Annotated in this window: 14 protein-coding genes; 8 read left to right on the forward strand and 6 right to left on the reverse strand. The window is 67.5% G+C overall.

Annotated elements, in window-relative coordinates; translation table 11 throughout:
* The first annotated feature begins 158 nt into the window (after nucleotides 1-158).
* Complete coding sequence (locus ACT86A_RS16200) at nucleotides 159-1,046, forward strand: DUF5996 family protein (RefSeq protein ID WP_445092995.1); 888 nt, start codon at nucleotides 159-161, stop codon at nucleotides 1,044-1,046.
* Between the two features lie 189 nt (nucleotides 1,047-1,235).
* Here the strand turns inward: ACT86A_RS16200 and ACT86A_RS16205 are convergent, their stop codons facing one another.
* Nucleotides 1,236-1,463 carry a hypothetical protein gene (locus ACT86A_RS16205; RefSeq protein ID WP_445092961.1) on the reverse strand — a complete coding sequence of 76 codons (228 nt, stop codon included), beginning with the start codon at nucleotides 1,461-1,463 and terminating at the stop codon, nucleotides 1,236-1,238.
* 439 nt (nucleotides 1,464-1,902) lie between these two features.
* On the opposite strand from ACT86A_RS16205, the gene fabG reads away from it, so the two are divergent.
* From fabG to ACT86A_RS16225, 4 genes are all read left to right on the forward strand, one after another.
* The gene (fabG, locus tag ACT86A_RS16210) at nucleotides 1,903-2,655 is read left to right on the forward strand and encodes a 3-oxoacyl-ACP reductase FabG (RefSeq protein ID WP_445092962.1); all 753 of its coding nucleotides are present in this window, start codon (nucleotides 1,903-1,905) and stop codon (nucleotides 2,653-2,655) included.
* A 78-nt stretch (nucleotides 2,656-2,733) separates the two neighbouring features.
* Nucleotides 2,734-3,597 carry a carbohydrate ABC transporter permease gene (locus ACT86A_RS16215; RefSeq protein ID WP_445092963.1) on the forward strand — a complete coding sequence of 288 codons (864 nt, stop codon included), beginning with the start codon at nucleotides 2,734-2,736 and terminating at the stop codon, nucleotides 3,595-3,597.
* Nucleotides 3,587-4,408 carry a carbohydrate ABC transporter permease gene (locus tag ACT86A_RS16220; protein WP_445092964.1) on the forward strand — a complete coding sequence of 274 codons (822 nt, stop codon included), beginning with the start codon at nucleotides 3,587-3,589 and terminating at the stop codon, nucleotides 4,406-4,408. The genes ACT86A_RS16215 and ACT86A_RS16220 overlap by 11 nt, the downstream gene beginning before the upstream one ends.
* Complete coding sequence (locus tag ACT86A_RS16225; RefSeq protein WP_445092965.1) at nucleotides 4,405-5,679, forward strand: ABC transporter substrate-binding protein; 1,275 nt, start codon at nucleotides 4,405-4,407, stop codon at nucleotides 5,677-5,679. Before ACT86A_RS16220 ends, ACT86A_RS16225 begins: the two co-directional genes overlap by 4 nt.
* Before the next feature lie 30 nt (nucleotides 5,680-5,709).
* On the opposite strand, the gene ACT86A_RS16230 is transcribed toward ACT86A_RS16225, so the two are convergent.
* The 4 genes from ACT86A_RS16230 to aztB form a co-directional block, all read right to left on the reverse strand.
* Nucleotides 5,710-7,458, reverse strand: coding sequence for a hypothetical protein (locus ACT86A_RS16230; protein WP_445092966.1), 1,749 nt, complete (start codon nucleotides 7,456-7,458; stop codon nucleotides 5,710-5,712).
* A 118-nt stretch (nucleotides 7,459-7,576) separates the two neighbouring features.
* Nucleotides 7,577-8,752, reverse strand: a complete 1,176-nt coding sequence (gene aztD / locus ACT86A_RS16235) for a zinc metallochaperone AztD (RefSeq protein ID WP_445092967.1) — start codon at nucleotides 8,750-8,752, stop codon at nucleotides 7,577-7,579.
* A gap of 22 nt (nucleotides 8,753-8,774) precedes the next feature.
* Nucleotides 8,775-9,692: a zinc ABC transporter substrate-binding protein AztC gene (gene aztC, locus ACT86A_RS16240; protein ID WP_445092968.1), complete on the reverse strand. Its 918-nt coding sequence runs from the start codon at nucleotides 9,690-9,692 to the stop codon at nucleotides 8,775-8,777.
* On the reverse strand, nucleotides 9,689-11,698 hold the full coding sequence (gene aztB, locus ACT86A_RS16245) for a zinc ABC transporter permease AztB (RefSeq protein ID WP_445092969.1): 2,010 nt from the start codon (nucleotides 11,696-11,698) through the stop codon (nucleotides 9,689-9,691). Before aztB ends, aztC begins: the two co-directional genes overlap by 4 nt.
* Before the next feature lie 61 nt (nucleotides 11,699-11,759).
* Here aztB and aztA point away from each other — a divergent pair, with 61 nt between their 5' ends.
* Together aztA and ACT86A_RS16255 are read left to right on the forward strand one after the other, a co-directional pair.
* Nucleotides 11,760-12,443: a zinc ABC transporter ATP-binding protein AztA gene (aztA, locus tag ACT86A_RS16250; protein ID WP_445092970.1), complete on the forward strand. Its 684-nt coding sequence runs from the start codon at nucleotides 11,760-11,762 to the stop codon at nucleotides 12,441-12,443.
* A gap of 301 nt (nucleotides 12,444-12,744) precedes the next feature.
* Nucleotides 12,745-13,506: a DUF8020 domain-containing protein gene (locus ACT86A_RS16255; RefSeq protein ID WP_445092971.1), complete on the forward strand. Its 762-nt coding sequence runs from the start codon at nucleotides 12,745-12,747 to the stop codon at nucleotides 13,504-13,506.
* Between the two features lie 116 nt (nucleotides 13,507-13,622).
* Here ACT86A_RS16255 and ACT86A_RS16260 read toward each other — a convergent pair whose 3' ends face one another.
* Complete coding sequence (locus ACT86A_RS16260) at nucleotides 13,623-14,117, reverse strand: hypothetical protein (RefSeq protein ID WP_445092972.1); 495 nt, start codon at nucleotides 14,115-14,117, stop codon at nucleotides 13,623-13,625.
* Nucleotides 14,118-14,761: 644 nt separating this feature from the next.
* Here ACT86A_RS16260 and ACT86A_RS16265 point away from each other — a divergent pair.
* On the forward strand, nucleotides 14,762-16,126 hold the full coding sequence (locus ACT86A_RS16265; protein WP_445092973.1) for a WS/DGAT/MGAT family O-acyltransferase: 1,365 nt from the start codon (nucleotides 14,762-14,764) through the stop codon (nucleotides 16,124-16,126).
* Nucleotides 16,127-16,308: the final 182 nt, after the last annotated feature.

Raw genomic sequence — 16,308 nt, forward strand, 5'->3', positions numbered from 1 at the left:
CCAACGGTAGGCCCATTATTGCCGCCTGTATCGAGATGCCGAGAATTTCGAAAATCAAGGAGGTGCGTGCCGCAGTGACCGAAGAGCAGCCCACCCGATTGCGGCCATGGCCGGCATTGCGCGTCGATGACTGGACGCCGACCCGCGAGACCCTGCATATGTGGACGCAGATCGTCGGCAAAATCAGACTCTCCCACGCTCCGCTGGTCAACCACTGGTGGCAAGTCACCCTCTACGTCAGCCCGCGGGGCCTGACCACCTCTGCCATTCCGTATGCGGCGGGTTCGTTCGACATCGAGTTCGACTTCTTCGACCACCAGCTCAATATCCGGTCCAGCGATGGCCGATCCCGGCGGGTTGCGCTCGAACCGAAACCGGTCGCCGCTTTCTACGCCGAAACCATCGGCGCACTCGGCGAACTCGGAATTCCGGTTCGGATTCAAGCCAGACCAAACGAAGTCGATCCGGCGATCCCCTTCGCCGACGACAACGAGCATCGATCCTATGATGCCGCGGCCGCCACTATCTTCTGGCAGCAATTGGTCACTGTCGACCGCGTCATGCACGAGTTCCGTTCCCAATTCCTCGGCAAGGTGAGCCCAGTGCATTTCTTCTGGGGAGCGATGGATCTGGCATGTACCCGATTCTCCGGAAAGACGGCGCCCCGGCACCCCGGCGGTGCCCCCAACTGCGGCGACTGGGTGATGGTCGAGGGCTACTCGCATGAACTGAGCAGCTGCGGATTCTGGCCGGGCGGCGGCGCGGAGGGTGCCTTCTACGCCTACGCATATCCCGAACCCGACGGATTCGCCGAGTACCGCGTCGGTCCGCGCGAAACGTTCTACAGCCGAGACAACCGTCAGTTCCTGCTGCCGTACGAGGCGGTGCGCACCGCCGAAGTGCCGGAGCGGGCGCTGCTCGAGTTCTTCGAGACGACATATGCGGCCGCCGCAGACCTCGGCCACTGGGACCGGAAGGCCCTCGAGGTCGACCCCGGCCGATGGAACCACAAGCGCCGAAAATACACATCGGCGGTGCAGCCGTGACCTATCGTCGTCGCCGCCAGCGCAGCTACTCGTGCGGTGGGCAGCCGAGGCGGGTCGTCCCGGACCCGGACCTGCGGGCGCGGTTTGCCTCGGCCAATACGCCCGAACGACGTCCGCAAACCTGAACGCGCGACCTATTCACCGAGGCAGCGAGCGCAGACCGCCGGGGACCAACCCCGCGAATGCCGCTTACGCGTATGGCTCGATGCGCAGGACAGAATCCAGGTCTCGGATTCGTTCGGCTACTGCCAGCGAAGCGGAGATGACCAGCCGATTGGCGCCGCCGTCTTGATCAACCCGGGCATCGGTGGTTTCCAGCCACGCGAAGAACTTCCTCCGAATGGCTGTCGGTGTGGCGTCGCCGCTGGTGGACCCCGGTTCCAGAATGATGAGATATCTGCGGTGTTGTGCCGACATGGTGCCCTCCTTCGGTCATCCCGGACAAAGGGACGCATCGTTGCTCCCAGCGGGTCCCTGTGCCGCCGGAGTACCCGCCGAACCGGACCACACGCGCGGACGAAGCACCGTCAGCGGCGGCCGTCCAGATGGTCGATTGCCTACTGAGCAAAGATGCGGGCCGACGGTCACCGATCGTGAGCCTGACGCCGTCGGTCATCTGTGCCCCCCCGATACCGCCGGATGACCGACGCCGCGTCCGACGAGAGCGGGTGAATCGGGGGACACTCTCCCCAAAGCGGAGGTTCTCGAAACCTCTGTCGTGACATGTCACTGCCGCGGTCGAATCACCTGCGATTCGGCGAGTTCGGCGAAGTGAACGAGGGATGCCGGCAATTCGATGACCGGCACGGTGCGGTATGACTGGAACCCGACACCCGATCGATGAAGGGATGCGCTCATGGCCGAGCGAGTTGCGGTAGTGTCCGGTGCCGCGCGGGGAATCGGCGCGGCGATCGCCAAGAGGCTGGCGGCGGACGGACTTCGAGTCGGCGTCCTGGATCTCGACGCGGCCGCGTGCGCCGACACCGTCCGGGCGATCACCGAGGCAGGCGGGCGGGCCGTCGCGCTCGGCGCCGACGTGTCGGACGAGCAATCCGTCGCCGCTGCCGTCCAGCAGCTGGAGGACGAACTCGGCGCACCGACGGTGCTGGTCAACAACGCTGGGATTCTGCGCGACAACTTGCTGTTCAAAATGAGCGTCGATGACTGGGACGCGGTGCAGAACGTGCACCTGCGCGGAGCGTTCCTGCTCACCCGCGCGGTGCAGAAATACATGGTCGAGCAGCGGTGGGGGCGCATCGTCAACATGTCGAGCACTTCAGCGCTCGGCAACCGCGGCCAGGTCAACTACTCGGCTGCCAAGGCGGGCTTGCAGGGCTTCACCAAGACCTTGGCGGTCGAGCTGGGCAAGTTCGGCGTCACCGCCAACGCCATCGCCCCGGGAATCATCGTCACCGACATGACGGCGGCCACCGCGGCCCGCGTCGGCGTCTCCTTCGAAGATTTCCAGAAGGCGGCCGCCGCGCAGATTCCGGTGCAGCGCGTCGGCCGCCCCGAGGACGTCGCGCATACCGCGTCGTTCCTGGTGAGCGAAGGTGCGGGCTTCGTTTCCGGACAGGTGATCTACGTGGCGGGCGGCCCCACCAACTGACCGCGCAGCCGTCGTGGCGTGGGGTCTGCAAGCCCCATCCCGCACCGAGCGACGGGCGGGACGGTAGCGTCGCGGGACATGAGACGGCGTGGGGCTCGTCGTGCTGTGACGAGTTATGTACTACTGCTGCCGAGCTTGGTCGGAGTCGGGGCGTTCCTGTTGTTGCCGATCCTGATGGTGGCCTGGCTCAGCGTGCACAGCTGGAATCTGCTGGGGCCCATACAGTTCGTGGGACTGCGGAACTGGCGCTCGGTACTGGGGGATCCGGCGTTCGGCCATGCCATGGTGGTGACGTTGGCGTTGACGGCGATCGTCGTGCCGGTGCAGACCGTGCTGGGTTTCGTGGCCGCGGCGCTGCTGTCCCGCCGCGGTGCGACGGGTCTGCGCGTGATGTACGCGCTGCCGTGGATGTGTGCGCCCGTGGCGGTGGGCGTGGTGTGGCAGTGGATGTTCGCGCCCACCGGTGGTGCGCTGAACGCCGTACTCGGGCAGCGCATCGAATGGCTGTCCGATCCGGCGCTGGCGCTGCCATCGGTGGCGGCCGTGAGCGTCTGGGCGAACTTCGGGTACGTGGCACTGTTCTTCGTGGCCGGGATTCGGGCGATTCCGCGCGAGATCCTGGACGCGGGTGCGCTGGACGGAGCCACCGGCTGGCGCCGGATCCGCTGGCTGGTCCTGCCGCTGCTGCGGCCGACCATGTTCTTCGTCCTCGTCACCGGAGTTCTGACCACCTTTCAGACCTTCGACACGGTGTACGCCTTGACCAAGGGAGGGCCGGGCAATCGCACGGATGTGGTGGCGATGCGGATATTTTCCGAGGCATTCGACGCCGCGCGTCCCGGTCGGGCCGCGGTCATGGCGATTATCGTGTTCGTAGTGATGGTGGCGATCACCGTCGCGCAGCACCGCTATTTCCGGAATCGGACCGCCTATGAGATCTGATCGACTGCGTTCGGCCGCAGTGTACGCGGTACTGCTCGCCGGGGCGATGCTGACGGTGGCTCCACTGGTGCTCAGCGCGGTCACCGCGATCAAGACGCCCGACCAGTTCGCCACCGGATCGCCACTGGCCCTGCCGCATCCGGCGACCACGGACAATGTCCGGACCGTACTGGACCACGGCCTCGCACGAGCGGTGCTGGTGACCGCGCTGATGACGGTGTTCGTCACCGGCGGCCAGCTGGTCACCTCGGTGCTGGCCGCGTACGCGTTCGCGCGCACCGACTTTCCCGGTCGCAATGCCCTGTTCGGGGTATATCTGGGCACGATGATGGTTCCGCCCATGGTGACGCTGATCCCGCTGTACCTGATGTTCGCGAAAGTGGGGTGGCTCAACACGTTCTGGGCACTCGTGCTGCCGTTCGTGTTCGGCTCGCCGTACGCGATCTTCCTGCTGCGCCAGTACTTTCGGGCGGTTCCCGAGGAGTTGATCGGCGCGGCGCGGCTCGACGGTGCGAACACGCTGGACGTCATCGTGCACGTCATGGTGCCGATGAGCCGACCGGTCCTGGCCACGCTGACGCTCATCACGATCGTCACGCAGTGGAACAACTTCATGTGGCCGCTGGTCGTCAGCAGCGGCGAGCGGTGGCAGGTGCTGACCGTCGCGACCGCGAATCTGCAGACCCGGTACAACGCGCAATGGACGCTGGTCATGGCGGCGACCACGCTGGCCATTGTCCCGCTGGTGCTGCTGTTCGTGATCTTCCAGAAACAGGTGTTGCGGTCGATCGCGTGGGCGGGCGTGAAATGAGGACCTCGACGCGTGTGGTGCTGGCGATCGGGATCGCGGCGGCTCTGCTCGTCACGGCCGTGCTGTGGCTCGGGCGTGACGGCGCCGGGTCCAGCCGCACCGTGGTGGGACTGCGGATCTGGGACGAGACGTTCGTGCCCGTCTACCGCGCCTCGCTGGAGGCTTTCGAGCGCGCGAATCCGGACGTCGAGGTGCGGATCACCGTCGTGCCGTGGTCGTCGTATCAGCAGAAGTTGCGGCTGGACGTGGCCGGCGGCACCGCCGAGGACCTGTTCTGGACCAACTTGTACGAGGACTACGCCGACGCCGGGCGGTTGATCGACATCGCAGCCGCACTCGGTCCCGAAGCCGCGGGAGCCTGGGACCCGTCGGCGGTCGCGCAGTACACGCGTCACGGAACTCTGTGGGCCGTACCGCAATTCGTGGACGGCGGCACGGCGATGTATTACAACCGCGACCTGCTCGCGGCGGCCCATATCGATCCCGCCGAACTGAATGCGCTGCGGTGGAGCCCAGGCGGCGACGACACGTTTCGCTCGCTGCTGCGCCGTCTGGCCGCGGTCGCACCGTGGGCTTATAACGCGGGTCATGACTTCCAGTCCATCGAGCTGCCGTATCTGGGTTCGGCCGGGGCGAAGTTCCAGGACGACCGCGATGATTTCGTCTTCGACAGCCCGCAGGGTGTCGCGTCCTTCGACTATTTGCTGCGGTTGATCGCCGATCGGCTCGCACCCGCGCCCGCCGATACCAACACCAACCCCGATTTCGCGAAAAACGCCTTCTTGCAGGGCAAGCTGGCGCTGTTCCAGTCGGGGACGTTCAGTCTCGCGCAGATTGCCCAGCAGGCCCGCTTCGGGTGGGGCGTGGCGCTGCTGCCGCAAGGGCCGTCCGGTCGGGTGAGCACCAACAACGCGATCGGTGTCGCGGGAAATGCCGCGACCCGGCACCCGGACGCGGTGCGGCGGGTGCTCGCCTGGCTGGGCGGCGGTGCGGGCAACCGTTATCTGGCCCGCGACGGCGCAACCATTCCCGCTGTCGTCTCCGAGCAGCGCGCCTACCGTGACTACTGGGCCGAAAAGGGCGTCGACGTCTCCCCGTTCTTCGACGTGCTGCGCGGTCCGCGTATTTCCTCCGGCAGTGGCCCCGGTTTTCCGGCCGCCCTTCGTGCCATCGATCCGATTTTTGCTGAGATGTACCTCGGCCGGATCCCGGTGCCGGAGGCGCTCTCCCGTGCCCGCTTCGCAGCCGAGGCCGCGGTCGCGCAGAACTGAGTGGGTTGGATTCTGCTGCGCGACCGGGGGTCAGTTGTCATATGACGCGACACCGACCGGACCGACACCCACACACAGATCAAGCCCTGCAGTGCGAGAGGTGATCCGGAGCGACGACCCACCGCCGACAATACGAACGAACACCGTATTCGGCCCCTTCCGAACTGGAGCGGCGACAGATTTCCCGTGCTCGAAGCCGATAGTGATCCGGCCGTCTTTGTTGGCGAGGTAATTGAGTTGCGCGGTCCATTCGTGCTCGAGCATCGGCCCATCGAGGAGCAGCGGGACCGGCGCGGCGCTACTGATCCGGTATCCGCAGTCCGGCTGGGGCCCGGGAAGGATGATTCGATTCCACCAGACCTCCGCTTCGACGATCTCGCCGGTATCGGTGATCATCCGAAGATGCGGCGTCGAGTCGGCGAAGGTGCCGGGAGCGGCGACCGGTGCGAGTACTCGACTGGTGAGATTCTGGGGGTAGGCCAGCGGACTCAGCACATTCCACGGCACTTCCTGTTCGAGCAGCGGTGCGCCGTCCCACTCGTGCAGCGCCGACTTCGCGTTGGTGACATAGGTCCTCGTCGGCCCGACGCGCCACGATCGCACGAAGGTGTATGTGGACCATAGACTGCTCACGAGGAACACCACCGCCGCGGCGACCGCCACCCGGTGGACCGGAATCCGGGCGAGTCGGCCGCTGCGTGGCGGTCTCGGTCGGGCACGCACCATCAGCGCGCCAGCGGCAGCCAGCACGACCGCCAGGTCGGCGAAGTAGCGCAGGGACTGCATCAGTTCCGCCGCGGTATTCGGTCCGCTGCGGGCCAGCGCCACCGCTATCTGGACGACCAGAACGTAGACCGCGACCGCCGGCCAGACCGGAGCCACCCGGAGCCGGACACGCACCGAAAAGGCCACCAGTGCGGTCAACGCGAGCCAGGCCGACACCACAGCCCAGGCCGGCGGATCCGCCCATGGTGTGGACGGTAACCACCGCTCCCAGACCCAGGGGCCACCGAACAACGCCGGAACGATGCCGAGTGATGCCGCGCCGGGCAGCAAATCCCGCAATTCACGGACGTCGGGAACGCCCGCGCCGCCGACCACCGCGAGATAGCCGATCACCCAACAGACCAGCACCGCGCCCGATCCGAGCCACAATGCCGCACCACGTCGGGCAACCACCCGAAACGGGGATTCGCCACCGTCGACATAGCGCGCGAGCGATACCACCGCGAACGCGACGAACGGCACGATCACCGACTTCTCGAAGAACAGCAGCGCCATCGCGAACACCGCGATCGCCGATCGCGCGTATCGGCGCCGCCCGCTCTGAACCAACAGCATCGCATCGCCGATCACCCAGGCAAGGGCGAATTGCAGCGGCAACGCGTTCAGTGCGGCCGCCCACCACGCGAACGCCGGCAGCGTCAGCGGGCAGAACAGGTAGCCGACCAGCGGGAGCAGAATCATCCACCGCGCGCCCACCAGCACCATCAGCATCCGCAGCACGGCCACCGACGCCGCGAGCTGTAACACCAGCAGTACAACCACCGGCCCGGCCCAGGCCAGCGGCGCCATCGCGGTCACCACCCACGCCGCGGCGAAGGCCAACGGCATGAAATGCCCGTCATGGTTGTGCAGCAGCAGATCGCTGGACCACAGCGGATATCGGGCCGCCCGGCCGACCAGGATGAGATCGTCCCAATAGAAGTACCCGCTGTCGGCTACCCACCAACGGATCGCCAGCTGCAGCACGATGAGACATCCAGCCGCTACGACCACCGGATGCGCGTCCCGAACCCTCCGGGGAAGGCGCAGCCTCGCCGATGCCGGCGGACGAGGGACGCGCACAGGCTCCGGCAAGACGGGCGCGGCAGGGTCCATGCCGTCCCACGGTAGTTCAGTGGCCGGTGACGCCACTCAGTTCATTCGGCGTTCCGGGCAACGTAGTGGTCGCCGTTTTCGCACCGGTCGCCAGATCGATCCTGTGCACCTGCTCGGTGGCGGGATCCGTGACGTAGGCGATGCCGCCGCGGACGAACAGCGCGGGTCGAGGCTGCTGCCATTGCAGCGGCTCCTGCCAGGGACCGGTGACCGGAATGGTCCGCACGACGGCGCCCGCACTCGGATCGATGACGTGGATGCGGCCGTCGGTGCCCAAGACGAGGGCCTCGCCATGCGGGCCGCGGCCGAGCGAGCGGAAGGTGTAACTGGTGCCCAGCTCGACCAGGCGCAGCGTGCCCGTGATCGTGTCGATCAGCGAGATCTGCTGTGGCCGTTCGAGTTCGGCGTCCTTGTCGCGCTTGTAGTCGCCCAGGACGATGGGGGAGGTCTCGCTGCCCGCCTGGTTGCCGATGCGGCCGTACTCGGTGGGGCTGGTCACCTTGGTGATCGTGCCGTCGCGGTAGACGAGCACGCCGTTCTGGCAGCCGAGCACGACCGCCTCGCCCGCGGCGGTCGCCTCGCCGTGCACACCGGGGCAGTCCTCGTTACGCGCCTTCTCGGTGCGGTTCTTGTCGAGCACCGCGATCCCGGTCCGCTTTTCTTCGGTGCCGAGCGTGACGACGAGATCGCCGTTGGCGAGTTCTATCGCGACGCCATGGTGCGGGGCGGCAGCACGGTAGGTGGAGGTCTTCGGTGTGCCCGTCGCGAGATCAGCAGGGTCGAACACGACGACTTCGCCGGTCCCATCGCTGAACAGCACGGTTCGACCGGCATGGCGGACCACGTGACCGGGCTCGGGTCCCCCGAAGCGCACGCCGGTGAATTCGGCGGCGGTAGCGTCCAGGACGCGGAATCCGTCTTTGGTGGAGACGATCAGGTGGCGGTCGTCGCCGGCCGGGTTGAGCCGGTTGAAGCCGTCGAGCTCGACCGTGCCCGCGAGTTCCAGCGTGGTTCCGTCGAGCACGGAGATTGCGCTGCCATGCGTGATCGCGATCGGATCGGCGATGTGTTTTCGCCGGGTGTCCCGGTCGTCCTCTGTGGTGTCGGCACCACAGCCGGCGGCGGTGAGAACGGCGGTCATCAGGCCGGCCAGGGCTGCCGACTTTCTGGTTCGCGATCGTAATGAATGCATGAGATTCCTTCTGTTCGTCGGGCTATCCGGTGGTGAGGCCACGCACGATGGCCTCGGTGTTGGCCCGCATCATTTCCAGGTAGGTGCCTGCCCCGCCGCCCGGTTCGGTGAGCGACTCCGAGTACAGGGCGATCACCTGTACGCGCAGCCCGGCCTGTTCGGCGAGCACACGGGCCAAGCGATCGGGTTGCGACGACTCAGTGAAGATCGCGCTGACCCCCGCGGCCCGGATCGCCGCGGCGAGCGCGGCCAGATCCGACGGGCTCGGCGAGGCGAGCGTGGTGCCGCCCGGAATCACGGCGCCGACTACCGCGAAGCCGAATCGCTGCGCGAGGTAACCGAAGACATGGTGGTTGGTGACCATCTTGCGACGCTCGGCGGGAATCGTGGCGAACCGTTCGGTCATCCAGTGGTCGAGCCGGTCGAGTTCGGCGAGGTAGCGATCGGCCGCGCCGCGGATCGCTGCGGGGTCGACGCCCGCGACGTGATCGATGATCTGGTCGCGAACCACCTCGACCGCCCGGCGGACGCGGTGCGGGTCGGTCCAGAAGTGCGGATCCGGCCGACCGTTCGCATCTTCGGCCGACAAGCTGATCGGGTCGATCTGCGTGCCCACCGATAACGCCGCTACCCCGGACTTCTCGGCCGCCTCGATATTGCGTAGCACGTTCTCTTCGAGACCGAGACCGTTGTAGACGATCAGGCTCGCGCGTTCGAGCTGGGCTGCCTGCTGGGCGGATATCGCGAAGAAGTGCGGGTCCGCGTTCGGCGGCATCAGGACAGTCACCTCGACCGCGTCGCCTGCGATGGCGCGGGTGAGGTCACCGAGAATATTGGTGGTGACGATGATTCCGGCTCGGTTCGCGCTGGAATTCACGCAAGCGGTCAGCGCGAGCAGCGTCGCGACGACCACTGCGCTCAGCCGGATCGCGGACTTCATCGGCCGACCTCCACCATCATTGTCGGGCTGATGTCGAGGGGAAATGTTCGCGCGCCGCGGAGGTTGTCGGCGTAGTCGATCTCGTAGATCACTCGTGCCACCGGGTCATTGACATAGGCGCGGTGGTCGTCGACAAGGATCACCGGCGCTTGCGCACCGGAGGCCACCGGCGCGGTCAGTGGTCGCGCCGCGGCGGACTCCCGGCCCGACGCCGGGTCGTAGGCGTGGAGCAGGCCGTCCTCGGTGAGGGTCAGTATCGCGGCACCCTCCCCCGCCGTGTTCACCGCGACCGCCGGACCTGTCCGCACCATCGTCCACGTCTTGCGCCTGATGTCGATCACCCAGACTCCCTGTCGCCCTGCCCGCGCCACCAACGTCGTACTGCCGGGCCGATGGCCGAACTCGACCGCACGCTCCCCCTCGGCCACATCCTGCGGATACGGGATCTTCTCGCCCGTGAACACCGCGTCCCGTGCGGTCACCACCAACGCCCCATCGGCGCAACCGAAGACAACGCCACGTCGAGTCACCGCCGAGCCGCGCGGGTCCGGACACCGCTGCGCCACAACGGCGGCCGGCACACCATCGCGGGTTCGAACCTCGATGGCTGCGCGTGCGGGTACGGCAACGAGCAGGTGCCCGGCGTAGGGTACGGCTGCCCCGTCCGCGATCACGCCGCGCTCGTGCAGTGCGCCGGTGCCGAGCGCGGCCCGGTCCAGGACAGTCGTGGCTCCCGTTTCGAAAGTGACTGCGGTGATACTGCTGTCATCGTGCGCCGCCTGCACCGGACCACCGGTGAACGCACCGAGATCCCGGGCGGGCGCCCGGTAATAGTGCGCGTGGTCGCCGTGGTCGACCGTCCACGCGCCCCCGTCGACGGTACGTACCCACCGCTGGCCGGACAGGAACGCGAAACGGCCGTCGCCGACGATCCGTTCGACACCTTCTGCCCGGCCGAGCTCGATGACGTCCCCGGTGACGAGATCGAGAATCCCGACCGCACCGGTGCCTTTGTCGGCCACGACAAGACGTGGCTGGGCTTCAGCGGTCTCCTCGGCACCCGCGACATAGCCGTGCGGTGTCGGTGTCACCGGTTGAGATGGCGCACGCGGCGCGCAGCCGAGCAGAGGTGCGATCGCGGCGAGGATCAGCGCCAGTACCAGTGGTTTCCGCGCCGGACCGGTGGAGCGAATTCGATCACGCAGCCACGCCGTGAACGTGGAGAGGAAGAACAAGCCGACGGCGGTCGCGGCGATCGTCGCGCCCGCCGCGGTACCCGCATGCCACGAAATCACCAGTCCGGCAACTGTGGCCGCCGCACCGAGCACCGCGGCGGTGAGCATGATCGATGGGATGCGATGCGCCCAGTAGACCGCGGCGGCGGGCGGCGCGATGAGCAAGCCGAAGACCAGCAGCGTGCCGACGATGTGGAACGACGCGACAATCGCCAGGGTCACCAGGCCGATCAGTGCCACCTGCGCCGAACGGGGGCGCAGCCCGAGGGTGTGCGCTTTTCGCGGATCGAAGGTCAGCGCGACGAACGCGCGGTGTCCCAGCACCGAGACGATGACCGCGAAGACCGCTGCGGCCGCCAGATACCACAGATCACGTTCCTTGACCGCCAGCACATCGCCGAACAGAAATCCGGTCAGGTCGACCGCGAACGACGGCGAACGCGACACGATGATCACACCCGCCGACAACATCCCGACGAACAGCAGCCCGATGCCGGTGTCGGGCGCGAACCTCGTACTGCGCCCGAGCACCGAGACCCCGACCGCCATCGCCGCCGCGCTGAATGCCGCGCCGAGCAACAGGTTTCCGCCCAGCATGGCGGCTATCGCGACGCCCGGCAGCATTCCATGCGCCATCGCGTCGCTCAGAAAAGCCATGCCGCGCAGGACAACCCAGGTGCCGGCGATAGCGCACAGGCAGGACACGAGCAGCCCGCCGCACAAGGCCCGCTGCACGAAAGACACCTCGAACGGGGCGACCAACCACTCCATGGCGCAACACTCTACAATGAGAATGATTATCATTTCAACAAAGCAGTGATCGGAGGACACCATGCCGCCGCCAGACATCCGGATCGCCGGGGTGACGGCCGGATACCGCGGACATCCCGTGCTTCACGAGCTCAGCGCCACCATTCCGGGCGGACAGGTAACCGCACTCGCCGGCCCCAACGGTTCCGGGAAATCCACCCTGCTCGGCATCCTCGCCGGAGTCATTACGCCATCGGCGGGAACGCTTCGCCCGGAACACGTTCGACCAGCGTTCGTCGTGCAACACAGCAGCGTCCCCCCAACCCTGCCGATCACCGTCGGCGAAACCGTCGCCATGGGCCGTTGGGCGCACCGCGGCGCATGGCGGCGCCTCACACGCCGCGATCGGACGATCGTGCGCGAATGCCTCGACCTGATGAACATCGCCGACCTTGCCGATCGCCGGCTCGATACCCTCTCCGGCGGCCAGCGTCAGCGCGCACTGCTCGCCCAGGCACTGGCCCAGGAATCCGGCCTGCTCCTGCTCGACGAACCGACAACCGGTCTGGATTCACTTGCTCAGCAGGAGATTTCCGAGGCGGTCCGCCGAGCCGGCGACCAGGGCGTCACGGTTGTGTACGCCACCCACAGCCGCGAGGACGCCCTCCGCGCCGACCACTGTCTGCTCCTGCGCGACGGACGCATCGCCGCTCAGGGAAACCCATGCACCGTCCTGCGCGGCGAACGAACCGCCGAACCTGCCTGAGTCGCCGCCCGCGGATTTGCTCCGCGGACCGGACGCCGTCGCGGTCAGCCGCGCTGGACCTCGCGCGCTCGACCTCGCCGCGCTCAACCTCGCCGCCCTCGCCGCACGCGTGCGTGCGCGGCGGCGCGAGATGAAGTGGACCCTCGCCTTCGCTCTGCCCGCTACCAGCCGTAGCCCGACTTCGTTCGGCTGCGCTCGATATGCTGTGTGCGAACCCGCAGCGACTGCGCTTGCGCCGCCGGCTTGCCCAGGTCCGGGCATGCGGGACGTAGGTGAATCCCGATGAAGGAATGGACAGATCATGCACCTGCGCAGCATCACTGCGGCAGCCATACCGGCGATCGGCTCGCTGATCATCGCCACCGGCGTGGCACACGCCGACCCGGCTCCCGACATCGCCTACTCGGCCAAGCTCGTCGATCGAACGGTGGTCGCGGCACTGCGAGGCGGAACGTTCGAGCTGTCCCGGGCGCCGCGGGACCAAGCAACCGACGCGAACGCCCGGGTGACCGAGCACGACGGCGTACTGGTCGACCGGAACGGCACGCCCGCCGATGCCGCGCAGGTGATCGATGTGGTCGATATCCGTGACCGCGACGGCCGCGTCGCCATGACGTTGCCACTGGACTTCCGGGTGGCGGGCGCCGCGATTGCGGTGCGGCCGCAGTTGGAGAAGGACGGCACGGTATTGGCGTTGACGCCGACCCGCCCGGAGGGCGTCGCGGTCAACGACACGCTGGTCGCCACGCCGATCGCATCGATGACCGAGAACCGGCGCGCCCGAGACGAATTCGCCGGTCAATTCGGACTCGCCACCGCAATCGGCGGTTTCATCGGCACGGCCATCGGCGCCACGATCGGCTGCCTGGTCACCATCGCCGTCGGTTGCGTGGCCGGTCTGCTCACCGGCGCGAGCGTCGGCGGTATCCTCGGCACCATCGCGGTCGGCGGCCCGACCCTCGTCGTAGCGGGCATCGACCTGCTGTCCACGTTGCAGGCGGCCGACGGCACCACACGTTTCGCCGACCAGCCCGCGCAAGCCGCACCGGCGCAACCCAAGTGACGTTGCGCCCGGCGGCGCACTCCAGGTGACATTGCGCCCGGCGGCGCACTCCAAGTGACGTTGCGTCCGGCGGCGGCGGCCGACGCCGCCGGAACGAACGCCTCGTCCTCGCGCCGCTACAGCGGCATGGTCGTCGTGTTCGAGCGACCCACCCGTTCGTCGTTGATCAGGTGGTAGGCGCGCCCCAGGTCGTCGAGTGCCCGCTCCCAGCGGATCTCCGCCTCGTAGCCGCGTGGGTTGTGGCTGAGCAGAAGCAGGGCCTCGGCCGCGTCCGTGGAGCGCGCGGCGGCGTCCAGCAGGACCGGGACAGGGTCCACCGTGGTGCCGGCGGCCAGTGCGCCGATGCGGTCATGCAGCCAGTGCGCGTCGAAACGAACCTGCTCCGTGGGATTCTCGCCGTTCACCGGCCGAGTGCTGACCGCAGCGGCGCGGGCGGCTTCCCCATCGTCCATGGTCGTCGTGATGACCTGACGCAGTTCGCTGCTCGCGACGCGGTGTAGCAAACCGATCAGCAGGACTCGCTCCGCGTTCGGGCCGCGCAGACCGGTGTCTCCCAGACGCGCGCCGACCTCGTCCGGGTCGACCCGGAGAATCGACAGAACCGCTCGCAACTGCGCAATCGTTACCACTTCGTCCGCCCCTCCTCGTCGTTGCCCACCATCACATCTGGGCGACAGCCTGCCAAACACAGCGCACGTCAACCATCTAGTAGCCATCTTCCGATCCGGCGTGTCCGACGATCACACCACGCGCTCGGCGGACGGCTCGCCTTGCTCCACCACACGCGGACGCATTCCGTCATCTCCTGGGCCTGACGGCGCGCCCGCGCCAGTAAAGCCGCGCAGAAGCGACCGTAGACGATGTCGCGCTGCGGCGTCAGCGACTTCGGCACCGGATCCGGCGCGGGTTGCCGCCCGGTGACGGTGAGGTGCAGCTCATTCCCGGATCCGTCGGATAAAAGGTGCCGCCGTGGACGAAATCCAAGCGCTGCACACCGCGATCCAGTTGATCAGCGAGCGCCGCGAGCTGCTGCCGGATTGCCCGGTCAGCCGCCTGTCCTGAGCCGACCGCCGCAACAATCCATAGCGAACCGCCCAGCCGGTCCGGATTCGGCATCGAATCATCGGTTGGTGGAGTGTTGTTCGACCGGTGCAGTTTTCCGGTGCCATGAGCAGGACGGCACGCCCGGCGCCGACACTCCCCGTGCCGAACCGGACCGTGGCGAAGCCGCGCCGTCGCCAGGAGGGAACCGCCCATGGAATTCATTTCGCCGCTGGACGCCCTGTTCCTCATCGCCGAATCACGCGAGCACCCGATGCACGTCGGAGTGCTGCAGATATTCGACCCGATGGATGGCACCGGACTGGAGTTCGCGCGGCGCGCGTACGCGACACTGGCGGCCGAACAGGACTTCCACCCCACCTTTCGCAAGCGCCCGGCCCGGCTGTTCGGCACCCCGCAGCTCGCGTGGACCGTGGAGCGCACGGTCGAACTCGACTACCACCTGCAGCGATGGGCGCTACCGGAATCCGGCGGCCTGGACGTGCTGGTCGAGATGGTCGCCGGGCTGCACAGCACCCTGCTGGACCGCCATCGGCCGTTGTGGGAAACCCATCTGATCGAAGGGCTCGCCGGCGACCGCGTCGGCCTGTACGCGAAGGTGCACCACGCCTTGATGGACGGCGTTGCCGCGCAGCGTCTGCTCCAGCGCACACTGACCGGCGATCCGGACTCCGGCGAAGCGCTGGTGCCCTGGCATCTGCCAGCCTCGGATCGCCAGGCCGAGAACGGGTCGCGGCCGCGCACGCTGAGTACGACGGCGCGGGCGATGTTCGCCGCGGCGGGCTCGGCGCCGTCGGCGTTGCGGCTGGCCCGCACCGCGCTCGTAGAACAGCAGTTGACTTTGCCCTTCGCCGCACCGCGCACCCTGTTCAACGTCCCGATCGGCGGCGCGCGCCGCTGCGCCACCCGCTCCTGGCCGCTGGATCGGCTCCGCCAGATCAAGAAGATGACCGGCACGACCCTCAACGACGTGGTACTGGCCATGTCGGCGGGTGCGCTGCGCGCCTACCTGATATCCCACCACGCCTTGCCGGACAAACCGCTGATCGCGATGGTGCCGGTATCGCTGCGGCCGGAGTCCGACGACGGACACGCCGGCGGCAACGCGGTGGCGGCGCTGCTGTGCGGTCTCGCCACGGATCTGGCCGATCCAGCACAGCGGCTGGCGGCGATCAGCTCTTCGATGCGCCGCAGCAAAGAGATCTATCGGGAACTCTCTCCCGGACAGGCGATCTCGCTGTCGGCGCTGACGCTGAGCCCGCTCGCGCTGTCGCTGTTGGTTCCGGCCACCGTCGCGCTGACCAACCCGCCGTTCAACATCGTCATCTCCAACGTTCCCGGAACGCGCGAAACCCAATACTGGAACGGCGCCCGCCTCGACGCCAGCTACCCACTGTCGATCCCGATCGACGGGCAAGCCGTGAATATCACGCTCACCAGTTACGCCGACAGCCTCGACATCGGCATCGTCGCCTGCCGCCGCAGCGTGCCGGACGTCACCGCGCTGCTCGACCACCTCGAGACGGCGCTGTCCGATCTGGAAGACACCGTCTATTGATCGCTGGGAGCGGCGATATCGCCCGTTACCAGCGGAAATAAGCGAAACCCCGCGATTGCCCCGTCTTCACCCCGCCCCCTGGGACTATGCACCGCCGAGACACCGGCACTCGTGCGTCCACCCGATGATCCATGGAACTCCGGCGTCCGCCGACAGCCGATCCGACCCGCGCATGCCCCTGT

Source organism: Nocardia glycosmidis (assembly GCF_052545115.1).